Raw genomic sequence first — 17,352 nt, forward strand, 5'->3', positions numbered from 1 at the left:
CGGGTGCAATCAGGTGTGAGATTGCAGGTAATTCTCAAGACCGATCAACTTGATCAGACCCAACTGCTTCTCGAGCCAGTAGGTGTGATCTTCTTCGGTATCGTTCAACTGAATGCGCAGCATCTCGCGGCTGACGTAGTCCTTGTGCTGCTCGCAGAGTTCGATGCCCTTGCAGAGTGCGGCACGGACTTTGTATTCCAGACGCAGATCGGCAGCGAGCATGTCCGGTACCGTGGTGCCGACATCGAGATCGTCTGGACGCATGCGTGGCGTGCCTTCCAGCATCAGGATCCGGCGCATCAGGGCATCGGCGTGCCCTGCTTCCTCTTCCATCTCGTGGTTGATTCGTTCGTAGAGCTTGGTGAATCCCCAGTCCTCATACATCCGCGAGTGAACGAAATATTGATCACGGGCGGCCAGTTCGCCGGTCAGCAACGTGTTGAGGTAATCGATTACGTCTGGGTGGCCTTGCATCGCCCTACATCTCCCTGCTTGAAAGTCTGTAGTTTGAACCACAGCGACTGTTTGGTCACTGTGTTAGCGCGATAAAAGCGAAGATATTCTGAGAAAAGTGGTTTAAATAGCGCAAAAACCGCCCAGATGAGGGCGGTTCTGCTTCTCGTTTAGACTTCGTTAAGCTGTACGTTAAGAGCCTTTGCGATTGCTTCTCCATACGCCGGGTCGGCCTTGAAGAAATGCTGCAATTGGCGATCAACCACATCGCTTGAAACACCAGACATCGCCCCGGCAATGTTGTTGACCAAGAGCGCCTTCTGTTCATCATTCATGAGCCGGAACAGCGCACCGGCATGGCTGTAGTAGTCGTTGTCTTCGCGATGATCGTAACGATCAGCCGCGCCATTCAATGCCAGAGCTGGCTCAGCATAGCGAGACGCTTGTTTTGGCGAATCGACGTAGCTGTTCGGCTCATAGTTCGGCGTAGCGCCGCCATTGCTGCCAAAGGCCATGGAACCATCACGCTGGTAGCCGTTGACCGGGCTGCGAGGCGCATTCACCGGCAGCTGCTGGTGGTTGGTGCCTACACGGTAGCGGTGCGCATCTGCATAAGCGAACACGCGGCCTTGCAGCATGCGGTCTGGCGACAGGCCGACACCCGGCACCATGTTGCTCGGAGCGAACGCCGCCTGCTCGACTTCAGCGAAGTAGTTCAGCGGATTACGGTTGAGCTCCAGCTCCCCGACTTCGATCAGTGGAAACTCTTTCTGCGACCAGGTCTTGGTCACGTCGAAAGGGTTCTCGTGGTGCGCCGCAGCCTGGGCCTCAGTCATGATCTGAATGCATACGCGCCATTTAGGGAAATCACCGCGCTCAATTGCACCAAACAAGTCGCGCTGAGCGTAATCCGGATCGGTACCCGCCAGGCGTGCAGCCTCTGCCGGCGCCAGGTTCTTGATACCTTGCTGGGTCTTGTAGTGCCACTTCACCCAGTGACGCTCGCCGCTGGCGTTGATCAGGCTGTAGGTGTGGCTGCCGAACCCGTGCATGTGACGGTAGCCGTCAGGAATGCCACGGTCCGAAAACAGGATGGTGACCTGGTGCAGCGCCTCAGGCGAGTGCGACCAGAAGTCCCACATCATCTGCGCGCTTTTCAGGTTGCTCTGAGGCAGGCGTTTTTGAGTGTGGATAAAGTCCGGAAATTTGAGCGGATCGCGAATGAAGAACACCGGCGTGTTGTTGCCTACGATGTCCCAGTTGCCTTCCTCGGTGTAGAACTTCAGGGCGAAGCCACGTGGATCCCGCTCTGTATCGGCCGAACCGCGCTCACCGCCTACGGTGGAAAACCGCAGGAACGTTGGGGTTTGCTTGCCAACCGATTCAAACAGCTTGGCACTGGTGTACTCGGTGATGTCACGCGTGACGGTGAACGTACCGTAAGCACCCGAGCCTTTGGCGTGCACGCGGCGCTCCGGGATGTTTTCACGGTTGAAGTGCGCAAGCTTCTCGATCAGGTGGAAGTCGTCGAGGAGCAATGGGCCACGAGGGCCGGCAGAACGAGAATTCTGGTTGTCGGCGACAGGAGCGCCACTGGCGGTCGTAAGTATTTTATTTTGGCTCATGCGATCTCTTCCTCTGTCAGTCTTTAACTGCCGGCTAATCGGCTGAGAGGGAGTATCGATCAGAAACGTTACACCTACTAATTCATTAACCTGCAGGCTTCGATAGAAAATAACTAACGAAGCGAGCCGTTAAGGGCAAAACTTTTCAATCGCCCACAAAAAACCGGGCACAGGGCCCGGTTTTTCGTTTCAGACTGACGTCTTACTCAGCGGATACAGCTTCACCGCCGGTAGCACGATCAACCAACTCGACGTACGCCATAGGCGCGTTGTCGCCAGTGCGGAAACCGCACTTGAGGATGCGCAGGTAGCCACCCTCACGGGTAGCGTAACGCTTGCCCAGGTCGTTGAAGAGCTTACCAACGATAGCTTTCGAACGAGTACGGTCGAAAGCCAGACGGCGGTTAGCCAGGCTGTCTGTCTTGGCCAAAGTGATCAGCGGCTCAGCAACGCGACGCAGTTCTTTAGCTTTCGGCAGTGTAGTTTTGATCAGCTCGTGCTCGAACAGCGACACTGCCATGTTTTGAAACATGGCCTTGCGGTGCGAGCTAGTGCGGCTCAGGTGACGACCACTTTTACGATGACGCATGGTTCATTCCTTACCAAACACGACGTTCGGTGATTACGACGATCAGGCAGTCGCCTTGTCGTCCTTCTTAAGACTTGCAGGCGGCCAGTTGTCGAGGCGCATGCCGAGGGACAGACCGCGGGAGGCCAGAACGTCCTTGATTTCAGTCAAGGATTTCTTGCCAAGGTTCGGAGTCTTCAACAGCTCTACTTCGGTACGCTGAATCAGGTCACCGATGTAGTAGATGTTTTCCGCCTTAAGGCAGTTAGCCGAACGTACAGTCAGTTCCAGATCGTCAACCGGGCGAAGCAGGATCGGATCGATCTCGTCTTCCTGCTCGACAACCACAGGCTCACTGTCACCTTTAAGGTCGACGAACGCAGCCAACTGCTGTTGCAGGATGGTTGCAGCGCGGCGAATAGCCTCTTCAGGATCCAGGGTACCGTTGGTTTCCAGATCAATAACCAGCTTGTCCAGGTTAGTACGCTGCTCGACACGGGCGTTTTCCACCACGTATGCGATACGGCGAACCGGGCTGAACGAAGAGTCAAGCTGCAAGCGACCGATGCTGCGGCTTTCGTCTTCATCGCTCTGACGCGAGTCTGCCGGTTCATAACCACGACCACGAGCTACGGTGAGCTTCATGTTCAGGGCGCCGTTAGACGCCAGGTTAGCGATTACGTGATCGGGGTTAACGATCTCGACATCATGATCCAGCTGAATATCGGCAGCGGTAACCACCCCCGAACCCTTCTTCGACAAGGTCAGCGTAACTTCGTCACGACCGTGCAGCTTGATAGCCAGACCTTTAAGGTTCAACAGGATTTCAATTACGTCTTCCTGTACGCCTTCGATGGCGCTGTACTCATGGAGTACACCGTCAATCTCGGCCTCGACTACTGCACAGCCGGGCATTGAGGACAACAGGATGCGTCGCAGCGCGTTGCCCAGGGTGTGGCCGAAACCACGCTCGAGAGGCTCGAGAGTGATCTTGGCGCGGGTTGGACTGACAACCTGCACATCAATATGGCGGGGTGTCAGGAACTCATTTACCGAAATCTGCATGGATGCACCTATTTTCTAGCCCTTACTTGGAGTAGAGCTCGACAATCAGGCTTTCGTTGATGTCGGCGGACAGATCACTGCGAGCTGGAACGTTCTTGAAAACGCCCGACTTCTTCTCAGTGTCTACTTCTACCCATTCTACGCGGCCACGTTGGGCACACAGATCGAGAGCTTGGACAATGCGAAGTTGGTTCTTTGCTTTCTCGCGAATCGCGACCACGTCACCAGCACGAACCTGGTACGACGGCACGTTTACGGTCTGACCGTTAACGCTGACGGATTTGTGCGATACCAGCTGACGGGATTCGGCACGAGTAGAGCCAAAACCCATACGGTATACAACGTTGTCCAGACGGCATTCGAGCAGTTGCAGCAGGTTCTCACCAGTTGCACCTTTCTTGCCAGCAGCTTCTTTGTAGTAGCCGCTGAATTGACGCTCGAGAACGCCGTAGATACGACGGACCTTCTGCTTTTCACGCAGTTGGGTGCCGTAATCGGACTGGCGACCGCGGCGTTGGCCGTGGATACCAGGTGCTGCTTCAATGTTGCACTTCGATTCGATCGCGCGCACGCCGCTCTTCAGAAAGAGATCGGTGCCTTCGCGACGAGCGAGTTTGCATTTTGGACCAATGTAACGAGCCATTCTTTACAATCTCCTGGATTACACGCGGCGCTTCTTCGGCGGACGGCACCCGTTGTGCGGGATTGGCGTCACGTCGGTGATGCTGGCGATCTTGTAGCCACAGCCGTTCAAAGCGCGGACTGCAGATTCACGACCTGGGCCTGGACCTTTGACGTTAACGTCGAGGTTTTTCAGACCGTATTCCAGCGCAGCTTGACCAGCACGTTCAGCAGCTACTTGAGCAGCAAACGGGGTGGACTTGCGGGAACCGCGGAAACCCGAACCACCGGAGGTAGCCCAGGAAAGAGCGTTGCCTTGACGGTCGGTGATGGTCACGATTGTGTTGTTAAAAGAAGCATGGATGTGGGCGATGCCATCAACCACTGTCTTTTTAACTTTTTTACGAGGACGAGCAGCAGGTTTAGCCATGATTAATTTCCTGTCGATTCGCTGGGGCGATTACTTGCGGATCGGCTTACGCGGACCTTTACGGGTACGCGCGTTAGTCTTGGTACGCTGACCGCGCACTGGAAGACCACGACGATGACGCAGACCGCGATAGCAACCGAGGTCCATCAAACGCTTGATTTTCATGTTGATTTCGCGACGCAGGTCACCTTCAGTGGTGAACTTCGCCACTTCGCCACGCAGCTGTTCAATCTGCTCGTCGCTCAGATCCTTGATCTTTGCGGCTGGGTTTACCCCAGTCACTGCACAGATCTTCTGTGCAGTAGTGCGACCAACACCATAGATGTAGGTCAGCGAGATAACAGTATGCTTGTTATCTGGAATGTTAACGCCTGCAATACGGGCCATTCAGTGGGACTCCAATTGACAGCTACCTACGCCCCGGAAGCCAAGAAATAGGGCGCGAGATAATATCGCTGTAATAACAAATAATCAACCCGGTAGCGCACTAGCTACCGGGCTTGAAGCACAATCACACTCAGCCTTGGCGCTGTTTGTGACGCGGTTCCGCGCTGCAAATTACTCGAACAACACCTTCGCGGCGAATAATCTTGCAGTTACGGCACAGCTTTTTCACCGATGCACGAACTTTCATCACCAACTCCTCGAACCTTATGGGTACTCAGCGCAACATGCCGCTGCCGTAACCCTTCAGGTTGGCTTTCTTCATCAGGGATTCGTACTGGTGCGAAACGAGGTGCGATTGTACTTGGGACATGAAGTCCATCACAACCACGACGACGATCAGCAACGAGGTCCCGCCAAGGTAGAACGGTACGTTTGCCGCAACCACCAGGAACTGGGGAAGCAGACACACGGCCGTCATATATAGAGCACCGAACAGGGTTAAACGAGTCAGAACGCCATCAATGTAGCGTGCCGACTGCTCACCTGGACGGATGCCCGGAATAAAGGCACCGGACTTCTTCAGGTTTTCCGCTACGTCTTTCGGATTGAACATCAACGCCGTATAGAAGAAGCAGAAGAAAATAATCCCTGCACTAAACAGCAGAATATTCAACGGCTGACCAGGAGCGATCGACTGCGAGATGTCCTGCAACCAGCCCATACCTTCAGACTGACCGAACCAGGTACCCAACGAAGCCGGGAACAGCAAAATGCTGCTCGCGAAAATAGCCGGAATAACACCGGCCATGTTCACCTTCAGCGGCAAGTGGCTAGTCTGCGCAGCGAAGACCTTCCGGCCCTGCTGACGCTTGGCGTAGTGAACAGCAATACGACGCTGGCCACGCTCAATGAACACCACAAAACCGATAATCGCTACTGCCAGCAAACCGATGGCAACCAGGGCAAAAATGTTGATATCACCCTGACGTGCAGACTCGAAAGACTGCCCGATCGCTCTCGGAAGACCGGCGACGATACCTGCGAAAATCAACATCGAGATACCGTTGCCAACACCACGCTCAGTAATCTGCTCACCCAGCCACATCATGAACATCGCACCAGCCACAAAAGTGGATACCGCGACGAAATGGAAGCCAAAGTCACCAGTGAACGATACGCCCTGCCCCGCCAGACCAATGGACATGCCAATTGCCTGAACGAGAGCGAGGACGACAGTGCCGTAGCGGGTGTACTGGGCAATCTTGCGACGCCCAGCTTCACCTTCCTTCTTCAACTGCTCCAGCTGCGGGCTGACGGCTGTCATCAGTTGCATGATGATCGATGCCGAGATGTACGGCATGATCCCCAGTGCAAAGATGCTCATCCGCTCCAGCGCGCCGCCGGAAAACATGTTGAACAAGCTAAGAATGGTCCCCTCATTCTGTCGAAACAGGTCCGCGAGTCGGTCCGGGTTGATACCTGGAACCGGGATGTGTGCGCCTATTCGGTAGACGATAATCGCCAGGAACAGAAAACGCAGACGAGCCCAGAGTTCAGACATACCGCCTTTGCCGAGCGCAGAGAGAGCACCTTGCTTAGCCATTTATTCCTCGAACTTGCCGCCAGCTGCTTCGATAGCCGCACGCGCACCTTTGGTGGCGCCGATTCCCTTTCCGATGGTAACAGCGCGAGTCACTTCGCCGGACAGCATGATTTTCACACGCTGTACGTTGACGTTGATCACGTTGGCATCTTTCAAGGACTGCACGGTGACGATGTCGCCTTCCACTTTAGCCAGCTCGGACAAACGCACTTCTGCGCGATCCATGGCTTTCAGGGAAACGAAACCGAACTTCGGCAGGCGACGATGCAGCGGCTGTTGACCGCCTTCAAAGCCTGGAGCAATGGTGCCACCGGAGCGGGAGGACTGACCTTTGTGGCCACGGCCACCGGTCTTGCCCAAACCACTACCGATACCACGGCCCGGACGATGCTTTTCGCGACGGGAACCCGGCGCTGGACTCAGATCATTGAGTTTCATCGATTAACCCTCGACACGCAGCATGTAGTAAGCCTTGTTGATCATCCCGCGATTCTCGGGAGTATCAAGTACTTCTACAGTGTGACCGATGCGACGCAGACCCAGACCCTTAACGCACAGTTTGTGGTTAGGGATGCGGCCGGTCATGCTTTTGATCAGCGTAACTTTAACGGTAGCCATGATCAGAAGATCTCCTTGACGCTTTTGCCACGCTTGGCGGCAATGGATTCAGGAGACTGCATAGCTTTCAAACCTTTGAAAGTGGCGTGAACCACGTTTACCGGGTTAGTCGAGCCGTAGCACTTGGCCAGAACGTTCTGAACGCCAGCAACTTCGAGGACAGCACGCATAGCGCCGCCAGCGATGATACCGGTACCTTCAGATGCAGGCTGCATGTACACCTTCGAAGCGCCGTGACCGGACTTCATTGCGTACTGCAGAGTGGTGCCGTTCAGATCAACTTGGATCATGTTGCGACGAGCAGCTTCCATTGCCTTCTGGATCGCAGCAGGCACTTCACGTGACTTGCCACGGCCGAAGCCAACACGCCCTTTACCATCACCAACCACGGTCAACGCGGTGAAAGTGAAGATACGGCCGCCTTTAACGGTTTTGGCTACGCGGTTAACTTGAACCAGCTTCTCGATGTAGCCTTCGTCGCGCTTTTGGTCGTTATTTGACATAACTTAGAACTCCAGCCCAGCTTCACGAGCAGCATCAGCCAGCGCTTTAACGCGGCCGTGGTACTTGAAGCCAGAGCGGTCGAAAGCCACTTGCGAGACGCCAGCGGCCTTAGCACGCGTAGCGACCAGCTGGCCAACCTTAGTGGCCGCGTCGATGTTGCCAGTAGCACCATCACGCAGTTCTTTATCCAAAGTCGAGGCAGATGCCAGAACTTTGGCGCCGTCGGCCGAAATGACCTGGGCGTAGATGTGCTGCGACGAGCGGAACACGCAGAGACGCACGACTTCGAGTTCGTGCATTTTCAGGCGTGCTTTGCGAGCGCGACGCAGTCGAGTAACTTTTTTGTCGGTCATTTGCTATGCCCTACTTCTTCTTGGCTTCTTTACGACGGACGACTTCGTCCGCGTAGCGCACACCTTTGCCTTTGTACGGCTCTGGTGGACGGAAGTCGCGGATCTCGGCGGCCACTTGACCTACCAGCTGCTTATCGATGCCCTTGATCAGGATATCGGTCTGGCTAGGAGTCTCAGCGGTGATGCCTTCCGGCAGTTCATAATCCACTGGGTGCGAGAAGCCAAGAGCCAGGTTCAGCACTGTGCCTTTTGCTTGCGCTTTGTAACCAACACCGACCAGCTGGAGCTTACGCTCGAAGCCTTGGCTTACGCCTTGGACCATGTTGTTTACCAACGCACGAGTGGTACCAGCCATTGCGCGAGTTTGTTGATCGCCATTGCGAGCAGCGAAACGCAGCTCACCAGCTTCTTCAACGATCTCAACGGACGAATGGATGTTCAGTTCGAGAGTGCCCTTGGCACCCTTCACCGAAAGCTGTTGGCCTGCGAATTTGACTTCGACACCGGCTGGCAGCTTAACGGGGTTCTTAGCGACGCGTGACATGCTTATCCCCCCTTAGAACACAGTGCAAAGAACTTCGCCGCCGACACCGGCAGCGCGCGCAGCACGATCCGTCATCACACCTTTGTTGGTGGAGACGATAGACACACCGAGACCGCCACGAACTTTTGGCAGATCATCGACGGACTTGTACTGACGCAGGCCTGGACGGCTAACGCGCTTCACTTCCTCGATGACCGGACGGCCTTCGAAGTACTTCAGCTCGATGGACAGCAGTGGCTTGATTTCGCTGCTGATCTGATAACCCGCAATGTAACCTTCGTCCTTCAGGACTTTGGCAACAGCCACCTTCAAAGTAGAAGATGGCATGCTTACGACGGACTTTTCAGCCATCTGGGCATTACGGATTCGAGTTAGCATGTCCGCTAACGGGTCCTGCATACTCATGGGCTAGACGCTCCTAATACACAAAAAATTAGCCTTGCGGCTACTACGTGTCGCCGAGTACATCCGCGCGAAAAAAGCACGGGCTCAGGCGAGCCGGGTATTCTAGACACACCCCACAAATGAATCAAGCCCCAAAAGGGGCTTGATTCAAGTTCAAGGTCACCGGCGGTCAGGATCTTGCGATCCCGAACACCGAGACTTTGACAGTGCTTACCAGCTGGCTTTAACCAGACCAGGTACGTCACCACGCATGGCCGCTTCACGCAGTTTGTTACGGCCGAGGCCGAACTTGCGGTAAACGCCGTGTGGACGACCGGTCAGGCGGCAGCGGTTACGCATGCGCGAAGCGCTTGCGTCACGTGGCTGCTTCTGCAGAGCGACTGTAGCTTCCCAACGTGCTTCTGGACTTGCGTTCAGATCAACGATGATAGCTTTCAGTGCTGCACGCTTTTTGGCGTACTTGGCAACCGTGAGCTGACGCTTCAGCTCGCGGTTTTTCATGCTCATCTTGGCCATTTTCCTACTCCAATCAGTTGCGGAACGGGAATTTGAAAGCACGCAACAGGGCGCGACCTTCGTCATCGTTCTTGGCAGTGGTGGTCAGGGTAATGTCCAGACCGCGGAGAGCATCGATCTTGTCGTAGTCGATTTCCGGGAAGATGATCTGCTCTTTAACGCCCATGCTGTAGTTACCACGACCATCGAAGGACTTGGCATTCAGGCCGCGGAAGTCGCGAACCCGAGGCAGGGAGATCGACAGCAGACGATCCAGGAATTCATACATACGCTCACGGCGCAGGGTCACTTTGACGCCGATCGGCCAACCTTCACGGACTTTAAAGCCAGCGATGGATTTCCGAGCGTAGGTCACAACGACTTTCTGGCCGGTGATCTTTTCCAGGTCAGCAACAGCGTGCTCGATGACTTTTTTGTCACCGACCGCTTCGCCCAGACCCATGTTCAGGGTGATTTTTGTAACGCGTGGAACTTCCATCACGTTCGAAAGCTTAAGTTCTTCCTTAAGCTTCGGTGCGATTTCCTTCCAGTAAATCTCTTTTAGTCGTGCCATGGTCTCATCTACCTAGCAGTGTTCAAGCATCAACCGCTTTTTGGGTCGACTTGAAGACACGAATTTTCTTGCCGTCTTCTACTTTAAAACCAACGCGATCAGCCTTGTTGGTTTCGCCGTTGAAAATGGCGACGTTAGAAGCATCCAGTGGAGCTTCTTTTTCGACGATACCGCCTTGCACGCCCGACATAGGGTTAGGCTTGGTATGACGCTTTACCAGGTTCAGACCGCCAATAACCAGACGGTTGTTAGCGAGAACCTTAAGCACCTTACCGCGCTTACCTTTGTCTTTGCCGGCGATCACGATGATCTCGTCGTCACGACGAATCTTTTGCATGTCGGATCTCCTTACAGCACTTCTGGGGCGAGCGAGACGATCTTCATGAACTTCTCAGTACGAAGTTCACGGGTCACTGGCCCAAAGATACGGGTGCCGATCGGCTCTTGCTTGTTGTTCAGAAGAACAGCAGCGTTGCCATCAAAGCGGATAATGGAGCCATCAGCACGACGTACGCCGTGACGAGTGCGGACTACAACAGCAGTCATCACTTGGCCTTTTTTCACTTTACCGCGAGGAATTGCTTCCTTCACGGTAACTTTGATGATGTCACCGATACCAGCGTAACGACGATGGGAGCCACCCAGCACCTTGATGCACATAACGCGGCGTGCGCCGCTGTTATCGGCCACATCGAGCATGGATTGAGTCTGAATCATATAATTTCTCCGACCCCTAGTCCTTAGACTTCCACAGCGCGTTCGAGAACATCAACCAGCGCCCAAGACTTGGTCTTGGCCAAAGGACGAGTTTCACGAATAGTGACTTTGTCGCCGATGTGGCACTGATTGGTTTCGTCGTGCGCGTGCAGCTTAGTCGAACGCTTAACGTATTTACCGTAGATCGGGTGCTTTACGCGACGCTCAATCAGAACGGTGATGGTCTTGTCCATTTTGTCGCTGACAACACGGCCAGTCAGCGTACGGACGGTTTTTTCGGCTTCAGCCATGATTACTTACCTGCCTGCTGTTTGAGCACAGTCTTCACGCGAGCGATGTCACGCTTAACTTGCCGGAGCAGGTGAGACTGCCCCAACTGGCCAGTTGCTTTCTGCATACGCAGATTGAACTGGTCGCGCAGCAGGCCGAGCAGTTGCTCGTTAAGCTGCGGCGCGTCTTTTTCACGAAGTTCGTTCGCTTTCATCACATCACCGTCCGTTTAACAAAAGCGGTGGCGAGCGGCAGCTTTGCAGCAGCCAGGGCAAAAGCCTCACGCGCCAGCTCTTCAGAAACGCCCTCGATTTCATACAGGACTTTGCCTGGCTGAATCTGGGCAACCCAGTACTCCACACTACCCTTACCTTTACCCATCCGAACTTCGAGGGGCTTTTTGGAAATAGGCTTGTCCGGGAATACACGGATCCAGATCTTGCCGCCACGTTTAACGTGACGGGTCAGTGCACGACGCGCTGACTCGATCTGACGAGCGGTGAGACGACCACGAGCTACAGACTTCAGCGCGAACTCGCCGAAGCTGACTTTGCTACCGCGCTGAGCCAGACCACGGTTGTGGCCTGTCATCTGCTTGCGGAACTTCGTACGCTTTGGTTGCAACATTTGGCGTACCCCTTACTTAGCAGCTTTTTTACGAGGCGCTGGTGCTTGTGGTTTCAGTTCTTCTTGGCGACCACCAATTACTTCGCCCTTGAAGATCCAAACCTTTACACCGATCACACCGTAAGTGGTGTGAGCTTCGTAGTTGGCATAGTCGATGTCGGCACGCAGGGTGTGCAGTGGCACACGACCTTCGCGATACCATTCAGTACGTGCGATTTCAGCACCGCCGAGACGACCGCTCACTTGGATTTTGATGCCTTTGGCACCAATGCGCATGGCGTTCTGTACAGCGCGCTTCATAGCGCGACGGAACATTACGCGACGCTCCAGCTGCTGAGCTACGCTCTGCGCAACCAACATACCGTCGAGCTCCGGCTTGCGGATTTCTTCGATATTGATGTGCACAGGCACACCCATTTGCTTGGTCAGGTCCTGACGCAGTTTCTCAACATCTTCACCTTTCTTCCCGATAACGATACCTGGACGAGCGGTGTGGATGGTGATACGTGCAGTTTGAGCCGGACGATGGATATCGATACGGCTTACGGACGCGCTTTTTAGTTTGTCTTGGAGATACTCACGCACCTTCAGATCAGCGAACAAATAGTCCGCATAAGTCCGACCGTCTGCGTACCAGACGGAGGTGTGCTCCTTGACGATTCCCAGGCGAATGCCAATGGGATGTACTTTCTGACCCATCTCTTCGACTCCGTTACTTGTCAGCAACCTTGACAGTGATATGGCAAGACCGCTTGACGATGCGATCAGCACGGCCTTTGGCACGTGGCATGATTCGCTTCAGCGAACGCCCTTCGTTGACGAAAACGGTGCTGACTTTAAGGTCATCAACGTCTGCGCCTTCGTTATGCTCGGCGTTGGCTACGGCCGACTCCAGCACTTTCTTCATGATCTCGGCGGCTTTCTTACTGCTGAAAGCCAACAGGTTGAGCGCTTCGCCCACCTTCTTCCCGCGGATCTGGTCGGCGACCAAGCGGGCTTTCTGGGCGGAGATTCGAGCGCCCGACAACTTAGCGGCTACTTCCATCGTTCCTTACCCCTTAACGCTTGGCTTTCTTGTCTGCCACGTGCCCACGATATGTGCGGGTACCGGCAAACTCGCCCAGTTTGTGGCCGACCATGTCTTCGTTCACGAGAACTGGAACATGTTGACGACCGTTATGCACTGCAATGGTCAGACCGACCATTTGTGGCAGGATCATCGAACGACGCGACCAGGTTTTAACTGGTTTGCGATCGTTCTTTTCCGCCGCCACTTCGATCTTCTTCAGTAGGTGAAGATCAATAAAAGGACCTTTTTTCAGAGAACGTGGCACTGTCGTATCCCTCTATTTACTTGCGACGACGGACGATCATTTTGTCGGTACGCTTATTACCACGAGTCTTCGCGCCCTTAGTCGGGAAGCCCCATGGCGATACCGGATGACGACCACCAGAGGTACGACCTTCACCACCACCATGTGGGTGGTCAACCGGGTTCATGGCAACACCACGAACGGTTGGGCGAACGCCACGCCAGCGTTTGGCACCAGCTTTACCCAGCGAACGCAGGCTGTGCTCGGAGTTCGAGACTTCACCCAGGGTCGCGCGGCATTCAGCCAGCACTTTACGCATCTCACCAGAACGCAGACGCAGGGTCACGTAGACACCTTCACGAGCGATCAGCTGAGCCGAAGCACCAGCGGAACGAGCGATTTGCGCGCCTTTACCTGGCTTCAATTCGATGCCGTGTACGGTGCTACCAACTGGAATGTTACGCAGTTGCAGAGCGTTGCCCGGCTTGATCGGTGCCAGAGCACCTGCGATCAGCTGGTCGCCAGCACTCACGCCTTTAGGGGCGATGATGTAGCGACGCTCGCCATCTGCGTACAGCAGCAGAGCGATGTGAGCAGTACGGTTTGGATCGTATTCGATACGCTCGACAGTGGCAGCGATGCCATCTTTGTCGTTGCGACGGAAATCGACCAGACGATAATGCTGCTTATGGCCACCACCGATGTGACGAGTGGTAATACGACCATTGTTGTTACGACCACCAGTCTTCGATTTTTTCTCGAGCAGCGGTGCGTGAGGAGCGCCTTTATGCAGCTCCTGGTTGACCACCTTGACCACAAAACGGCGGCCAGGGGAAGTCGGTTTGCATTTAACGATTGCCATGATGCACCCCTTCCTTACTCAGCACTGCTGCTGAAATCGAGATCTTGGCCTGGCTGAAGGGAGATAACTGCCTTCTTCCAGTCATTACGCTTGCCCAGACCGCGAGCAGTGCGCTTGCTCTTACCCAGAACATTCAGGGTAGTAACACGCTCTACTTTCACGCTGAACAGGCTTTCGACGGCCTTCTTGATTTCCAGCTTGGTTGCGTCAGTTGCAACCTTGAAAACGAACTGGCCTTTCTTGTCAGCCAGAACCGTAGCCTTCTCGGAAACGTGCGGGCCAAGCAGAACTTTAAATACGCGTTCCTGGTTCATCCCAGCAGCTCCTCGAATTTCTTCACGGCCGACACAGTGATCAACACCTTGTCGTATGCGATCAGACTAACTGGATCGGAACCTTGCACGTCACGTACATCAACGTGTGGCAGGTTACGAGCAGCCAGGTACAGGTTCTGATCAACTACTTCAGACACGATCAAGACGTCAGTCAGGCCCATGCCGGTCAGTTTGTTCAGCAGATCTTTGGTCTTCGGTGCATCAACAGCGAAGTCCTGAACCACAACCAGACGATCAGTACGCACCAGCTCAGCAAGGATGGAACGCATTGCTGCGCGATACATCTTCTTGTTCAGCTTCTGGGTGTGATCCTGAGGACGAGCTGCGAAAGTGGTACCGCCGCCACGCCAGATTGGGCTACGGATAGTACCGGCACGAGCACGGCCAGTACCTTTCTGACGCCATGGGCGCTTACCGCCACCACGAACGTCGGAACGGGTCTTTTGCTGCTTGCTACCTTGACGGCCGCCAGCCATGTAGGCCACGACTGCTTGGTGAACCAGCGTCTCGTTGAATTCGCCGCCAAATGTCAGTTCGGAAACTTCGATCGCTTGAGCGTCATTTACATTTAATTGCATGTCAGCTTCCCCTTAACCGCGAGCCTTGGCTGCTGGACGTACAACCAAGTTGCCGCCAGTAGCGCCAGGAACAGCACCCTTGACCAACAACAGATTGCGTTCAGCGTCCACGCGCACTACTTCGAGGGACTGCACGGTCACGCGCTCAGCGCCCATATGACCGGACATTTTTTTGCCCTTGAATACACGACCAGGAGTCTGGCACTGGCCGATAGAGCCTGGAACGCGGTGGGACACGGAGTTACCGTGGGTATTATCTTGCCCGCGGAAGTTCCAACGCTTGATCGTACCCTGGAAGCCTTTACCCTTGGACTGACCGGTTACATCAACCAGTTGACCAGCGGCGAAGATTTCAGCGTTGATCAGATCGCCGGCCTGGTACTCGCCTTCTTCAAGACGGAATTCCATTACGGTACGACCAGCGGCTACGTTCGCCTTAGCGAAGTGGCCAGCCTGAGCAGCTGTTACACGCGAAGCACGACGCTCGCCTACAGTGACTTGCACTGCACGATAGCCATCGGTCTCTTCAGTTTTGAACTGGGTGACGCGATTCGGCTCGATCTCAATGACCGTGACCGGAATGGAGACACCTTCTTCGGTGAAAATACGGGTCATACCGCATTTACGACCGACTACACCAATAGTCATGTTGTAAACCTCATGAGTGTACGGGGCTTTCACCCGCTATGGCCGCCCATTTCAGAGCGTTACACGACTAAGACCGAGTCTTAGCCGAGGCTGATCTGCACTTCCACACCGGCCGCAAGATCAAGCTTCATAAGAGCATCAACGGTTTTATCCGTTGGCTGGACGATGTCCAGAACGCGCTTATGAGTACGGATCTCGTACTGGTCACGCGCGTCTTTGTTGACGTGCGGGGAGACCAGAACGGTGAACCGCTCTTTACGGGTAGGCAGTGGAATTGGACCACGCACTTGAGCACCAGTACGTTTCGCGGTTTCCACGATTTCCTGGGTGGATTGGTCGATCAGGCGATGGTCAAAAGCCTTCAACCTGATACGGATTTGCTGATTTTGCATTGGATTTCAGACTCCGGCTGCTATTCCCACCGGGCGCAATACGCCCGTTAAAAGGAGGCGCAATTCTATAGACGCCCCAGATAGGTGTCAACCCAATAAAAAAGCCCCCGCTAAGCGGGGGCTTTTTCAACTCATCAAAGCTTACTCAAAAAGAGCTTACTCGATGATTTTGGCTACGACGCCAGCGCCGACGGTACGACCGCCTTCACGGATAGCGAAACGCAGACCGTCTTCCATTGCGATGGTCTTGATCAGGGTGACAACCATTTTGATGTTGTCGCCTGGCATTACCATTTCAACGCCTTCCGGCAGTTCGCAGTTACCAGTCACGTCAGTAGTACGGAAGTAGAACTGTGGACGGTAGCCTTTGAAGAACGGAGTATGACGACCGCCTTCTTCTTTGCTCAGAACGTAGACTTCAGCTTCGAACTTGGTGTGCGGCTTAACCGAACCTGGCTTAACCAGAACCTGGCCACGCTCAACATCGTCACGCTTGGTACCACGCAGCAGAACGCCGCAGTTCTCGCCAGCACGACCTTCGTCGAGCAGCTTACGGAACATTTCAACACCGGTGCAGGTGGTGACGGTAGTGTCACGCAGACCAACGATTTCCAGTGGATCCTGAACCTTGACGATACCGCGCTCGATACGACCAGTTACAACAGTACCGCGACCGGAGATCGAGAATACGTCTTCGATTGGCATCAGGAACGGCTTGTCGATAACACGAACTGGATCCGGAATGTAGCTGTCCAGAGTCTCAACCAGTTTACGAACGGCAGTGGTGCCCATTTCGTTGTCGTCTTGGCCGTTCAGAGCCATCAGAGCCGAACCGATGATGATCGGAGTGTCGTCACCTGGGAAGTCGTAAGTGCTCAGCAGGTCGCGCACTTCCATCTCAACCAGTTCCAGCAGCTCAGCGTCGTCAACCATGTCAGCCTTGTTCAGGAAGACAACGATGTACGGAACGCCAACCTGGCGGGACAGCAGGATGTGCTCACGGGTTTGTGGCATCGGACCATCAGCGGCCGAGCAAACCAGGATAGCGCCGTCCATCTGAGCAGCACCGGTGATCATGTTCTTCACATAGTCAGCGTGACCTGGGCAGTCAACGTGAGCGTAGTGACGGATCAGCGAGTTGTATTCAACGTGCGCGGTGTTGATGGTGATACCACGAGCCTTTTCTTCTGGAGCGCTGTCGATTTTGTCGAAAGCAACAACAGCCGAACCGAAAACTTCGGAGCAGACGCGAGTCAGAGCAGCAGTCAGAGTGGTTTTACCATGGTCAACGTGACCGATGGTGCCAACGTTGACGTGCGGTAGGGAACGATCAAATTTTTCTTTAGCCACGACAATTAACTCCTA

At 54.5% G+C, this 17,352-nt stretch carries 31 protein-coding genes; all 31 read right to left on the reverse strand.

Features of this window, described 5'->3' with window-relative positions:
- Positions 1-9: 9 nt before the first annotated feature.
- The 31 genes from bfr to tuf all read right to left on the reverse strand — a co-directional run bounded on the left by bfr (position 10) and on the right by tuf (position 17,337).
- Positions 10-474: a bacterioferritin gene (bfr, locus tag ACM6I5_RS14455; RefSeq protein WP_008030905.1), complete on the reverse strand. Its 465-nt coding sequence runs from the start codon at positions 472-474 to the stop codon at positions 10-12.
- 149 nt (positions 475-623) lie between these two features.
- On the reverse strand, positions 624-2,078 hold the full coding sequence (locus ACM6I5_RS14460) for a catalase (RefSeq protein ID WP_414884126.1): 1,455 nt from the start codon (positions 2,076-2,078) through the stop codon (positions 624-626).
- Positions 2,079-2,280: 202 nt separating this feature from the next.
- On the reverse strand, positions 2,281-2,667 hold the full coding sequence (gene rplQ, locus ACM6I5_RS14465) for a 50S ribosomal protein L17 (protein ID WP_007943777.1): 387 nt from the start codon (positions 2,665-2,667) through the stop codon (positions 2,281-2,283).
- A 42-nt stretch (positions 2,668-2,709) separates the two neighbouring features.
- A complete protein-coding gene (locus ACM6I5_RS14470; RefSeq protein ID WP_003186012.1) occupies positions 2,710-3,711 on the reverse strand; it encodes a DNA-directed RNA polymerase subunit alpha in 1,002 nt (333 codons plus the stop codon).
- A 22-nt stretch (positions 3,712-3,733) separates the two neighbouring features.
- Entirely contained in the window at positions 3,734-4,354 is a 621-nt protein-coding gene (gene rpsD, locus ACM6I5_RS14475; RefSeq protein ID WP_003210056.1) for a 30S ribosomal protein S4, read from the reverse strand.
- Positions 4,355-4,372: 18 nt separating this feature from the next.
- Entirely contained in the window at positions 4,373-4,762 is a 390-nt protein-coding gene (gene rpsK, locus ACM6I5_RS14480) for a 30S ribosomal protein S11 (protein WP_002555466.1), read from the reverse strand.
- Positions 4,763-4,792: 30 nt separating this feature from the next.
- Positions 4,793-5,149, reverse strand: coding sequence for a 30S ribosomal protein S13 (gene rpsM / locus ACM6I5_RS14485; RefSeq protein ID WP_003186020.1), 357 nt, complete (start codon positions 5,147-5,149; stop codon positions 4,793-4,795).
- Between the two features lie 130 nt (positions 5,150-5,279).
- Positions 5,280-5,396 (reverse strand): 50S ribosomal protein L36, encoded by a 117-nt coding sequence (gene rpmJ / locus ACM6I5_RS14490; protein WP_002555468.1) that lies wholly within the window; start codon positions 5,394-5,396, stop codon positions 5,280-5,282.
- A gap of 27 nt (positions 5,397-5,423) precedes the next feature.
- Positions 5,424-6,752 carry a preprotein translocase subunit SecY gene (secY, locus tag ACM6I5_RS14495; protein WP_008073883.1) on the reverse strand — a complete coding sequence of 443 codons (1,329 nt, stop codon included), beginning with the start codon at positions 6,750-6,752 and terminating at the stop codon, positions 5,424-5,426.
- Positions 6,753-7,190, reverse strand: a complete 438-nt coding sequence (gene rplO / locus ACM6I5_RS14500; protein WP_007896782.1) for a 50S ribosomal protein L15 — start codon at positions 7,188-7,190, stop codon at positions 6,753-6,755.
- Positions 7,191-7,193: 3 nt separating this feature from the next.
- Positions 7,194-7,370: a 50S ribosomal protein L30 gene (rpmD, locus tag ACM6I5_RS14505; RefSeq protein ID WP_003186033.1), complete on the reverse strand. Its 177-nt coding sequence runs from the start codon at positions 7,368-7,370 to the stop codon at positions 7,194-7,196.
- A 2-nt stretch (positions 7,371-7,372) separates the two neighbouring features.
- Complete coding sequence (gene rpsE, locus ACM6I5_RS14510; RefSeq protein ID WP_007943782.1) at positions 7,373-7,873, reverse strand: 30S ribosomal protein S5; 501 nt, start codon at positions 7,871-7,873, stop codon at positions 7,373-7,375.
- A gap of 3 nt (positions 7,874-7,876) precedes the next feature.
- Positions 7,877-8,227: a 50S ribosomal protein L18 gene (gene rplR, locus ACM6I5_RS14515; protein WP_017341069.1), complete on the reverse strand. Its 351-nt coding sequence runs from the start codon at positions 8,225-8,227 to the stop codon at positions 7,877-7,879.
- Positions 8,228-8,237: 10 nt separating this feature from the next.
- The gene (rplF, locus tag ACM6I5_RS14520; RefSeq protein WP_003176412.1) at positions 8,238-8,771 is read right to left on the reverse strand and encodes a 50S ribosomal protein L6; all 534 of its coding nucleotides are present in this window, start codon (positions 8,769-8,771) and stop codon (positions 8,238-8,240) included.
- 12 nt (positions 8,772-8,783) lie between these two features.
- Complete coding sequence (gene rpsH / locus ACM6I5_RS14525) at positions 8,784-9,176, reverse strand: 30S ribosomal protein S8 (RefSeq protein WP_003186040.1); 393 nt, start codon at positions 9,174-9,176, stop codon at positions 8,784-8,786.
- 210 nt (positions 9,177-9,386) lie between these two features.
- Positions 9,387-9,692, reverse strand: a complete 306-nt coding sequence (gene rpsN / locus ACM6I5_RS14530; protein ID WP_003176414.1) for a 30S ribosomal protein S14 — start codon at positions 9,690-9,692, stop codon at positions 9,387-9,389.
- Positions 9,693-9,705: 13 nt separating this feature from the next.
- Complete coding sequence (gene rplE, locus ACM6I5_RS14535) at positions 9,706-10,245, reverse strand: 50S ribosomal protein L5 (protein ID WP_003176415.1); 540 nt, start codon at positions 10,243-10,245, stop codon at positions 9,706-9,708.
- 22 nt (positions 10,246-10,267) lie between these two features.
- Positions 10,268-10,582, reverse strand: a complete 315-nt coding sequence (gene rplX / locus ACM6I5_RS14540; protein WP_003176416.1) for a 50S ribosomal protein L24 — start codon at positions 10,580-10,582, stop codon at positions 10,268-10,270.
- A gap of 11 nt (positions 10,583-10,593) precedes the next feature.
- Positions 10,594-10,962: a 50S ribosomal protein L14 gene (gene rplN, locus ACM6I5_RS14545; RefSeq protein ID WP_002555479.1), complete on the reverse strand. Its 369-nt coding sequence runs from the start codon at positions 10,960-10,962 to the stop codon at positions 10,594-10,596.
- A 23-nt stretch (positions 10,963-10,985) separates the two neighbouring features.
- Positions 10,986-11,252, reverse strand: a complete 267-nt coding sequence (gene rpsQ, locus ACM6I5_RS14550) for a 30S ribosomal protein S17 (RefSeq protein ID WP_003176419.1) — start codon at positions 11,250-11,252, stop codon at positions 10,986-10,988.
- 2 nt (positions 11,253-11,254) lie between these two features.
- The gene (gene rpmC, locus ACM6I5_RS14555) at positions 11,255-11,446 is read right to left on the reverse strand and encodes a 50S ribosomal protein L29 (protein WP_008030901.1); all 192 of its coding nucleotides are present in this window, start codon (positions 11,444-11,446) and stop codon (positions 11,255-11,257) included.
- Positions 11,446-11,859: a 50S ribosomal protein L16 gene (gene rplP / locus ACM6I5_RS14560; protein WP_007896757.1), complete on the reverse strand. Its 414-nt coding sequence runs from the start codon at positions 11,857-11,859 to the stop codon at positions 11,446-11,448. Before rplP ends, rpmC begins: the two co-directional genes overlap by 1 nt.
- Before the next feature lie 12 nt (positions 11,860-11,871).
- Positions 11,872-12,558, reverse strand: coding sequence for a 30S ribosomal protein S3 (gene rpsC, locus ACM6I5_RS14565; protein WP_003176422.1), 687 nt, complete (start codon positions 12,556-12,558; stop codon positions 11,872-11,874).
- Positions 12,559-12,571: 13 nt separating this feature from the next.
- Positions 12,572-12,904 carry a 50S ribosomal protein L22 gene (rplV, locus tag ACM6I5_RS14570; protein ID WP_003103908.1) on the reverse strand — a complete coding sequence of 111 codons (333 nt, stop codon included), beginning with the start codon at positions 12,902-12,904 and terminating at the stop codon, positions 12,572-12,574.
- Positions 12,905-12,917: 13 nt separating this feature from the next.
- On the reverse strand, positions 12,918-13,193 hold the full coding sequence (gene rpsS, locus ACM6I5_RS14575) for a 30S ribosomal protein S19 (RefSeq protein ID WP_002555486.1): 276 nt from the start codon (positions 13,191-13,193) through the stop codon (positions 12,918-12,920).
- 16 nt (positions 13,194-13,209) lie between these two features.
- Positions 13,210-14,034, reverse strand: coding sequence for a 50S ribosomal protein L2 (gene rplB, locus ACM6I5_RS14580; RefSeq protein WP_003210080.1), 825 nt, complete (start codon positions 14,032-14,034; stop codon positions 13,210-13,212).
- Between the two features lie 14 nt (positions 14,035-14,048).
- On the reverse strand, positions 14,049-14,348 hold the full coding sequence (gene rplW, locus ACM6I5_RS14585) for a 50S ribosomal protein L23 (RefSeq protein ID WP_002555488.1): 300 nt from the start codon (positions 14,346-14,348) through the stop codon (positions 14,049-14,051).
- On the reverse strand, positions 14,345-14,947 hold the full coding sequence (gene rplD, locus ACM6I5_RS14590; protein ID WP_007896707.1) for a 50S ribosomal protein L4: 603 nt from the start codon (positions 14,945-14,947) through the stop codon (positions 14,345-14,347). The genes rplW and rplD overlap by 4 nt, the downstream gene beginning before the upstream one ends.
- 12 nt (positions 14,948-14,959) lie before the next feature.
- Positions 14,960-15,595, reverse strand: coding sequence for a 50S ribosomal protein L3 (rplC, locus tag ACM6I5_RS14595; RefSeq protein ID WP_003186059.1), 636 nt, complete (start codon positions 15,593-15,595; stop codon positions 14,960-14,962).
- A gap of 80 nt (positions 15,596-15,675) precedes the next feature.
- Complete coding sequence (gene rpsJ, locus ACM6I5_RS14600; protein ID WP_003186070.1) at positions 15,676-15,987, reverse strand: 30S ribosomal protein S10; 312 nt, start codon at positions 15,985-15,987, stop codon at positions 15,676-15,678.
- A gap of 156 nt (positions 15,988-16,143) precedes the next feature.
- On the reverse strand, positions 16,144-17,337 hold the full coding sequence (gene tuf / locus ACM6I5_RS14605) for an elongation factor Tu (RefSeq protein WP_052909674.1): 1,194 nt from the start codon (positions 17,335-17,337) through the stop codon (positions 16,144-16,146).
- Positions 17,338-17,352: the final 15 nt, after the last annotated feature.

It is taken from the genome of Pseudomonas sp. IT-P171, assembly GCF_949767765.1.
Classification (GTDB): domain Bacteria; phylum Pseudomonadota; class Gammaproteobacteria; order Pseudomonadales; family Pseudomonadaceae; genus Aquipseudomonas; species Aquipseudomonas fluorescens_B.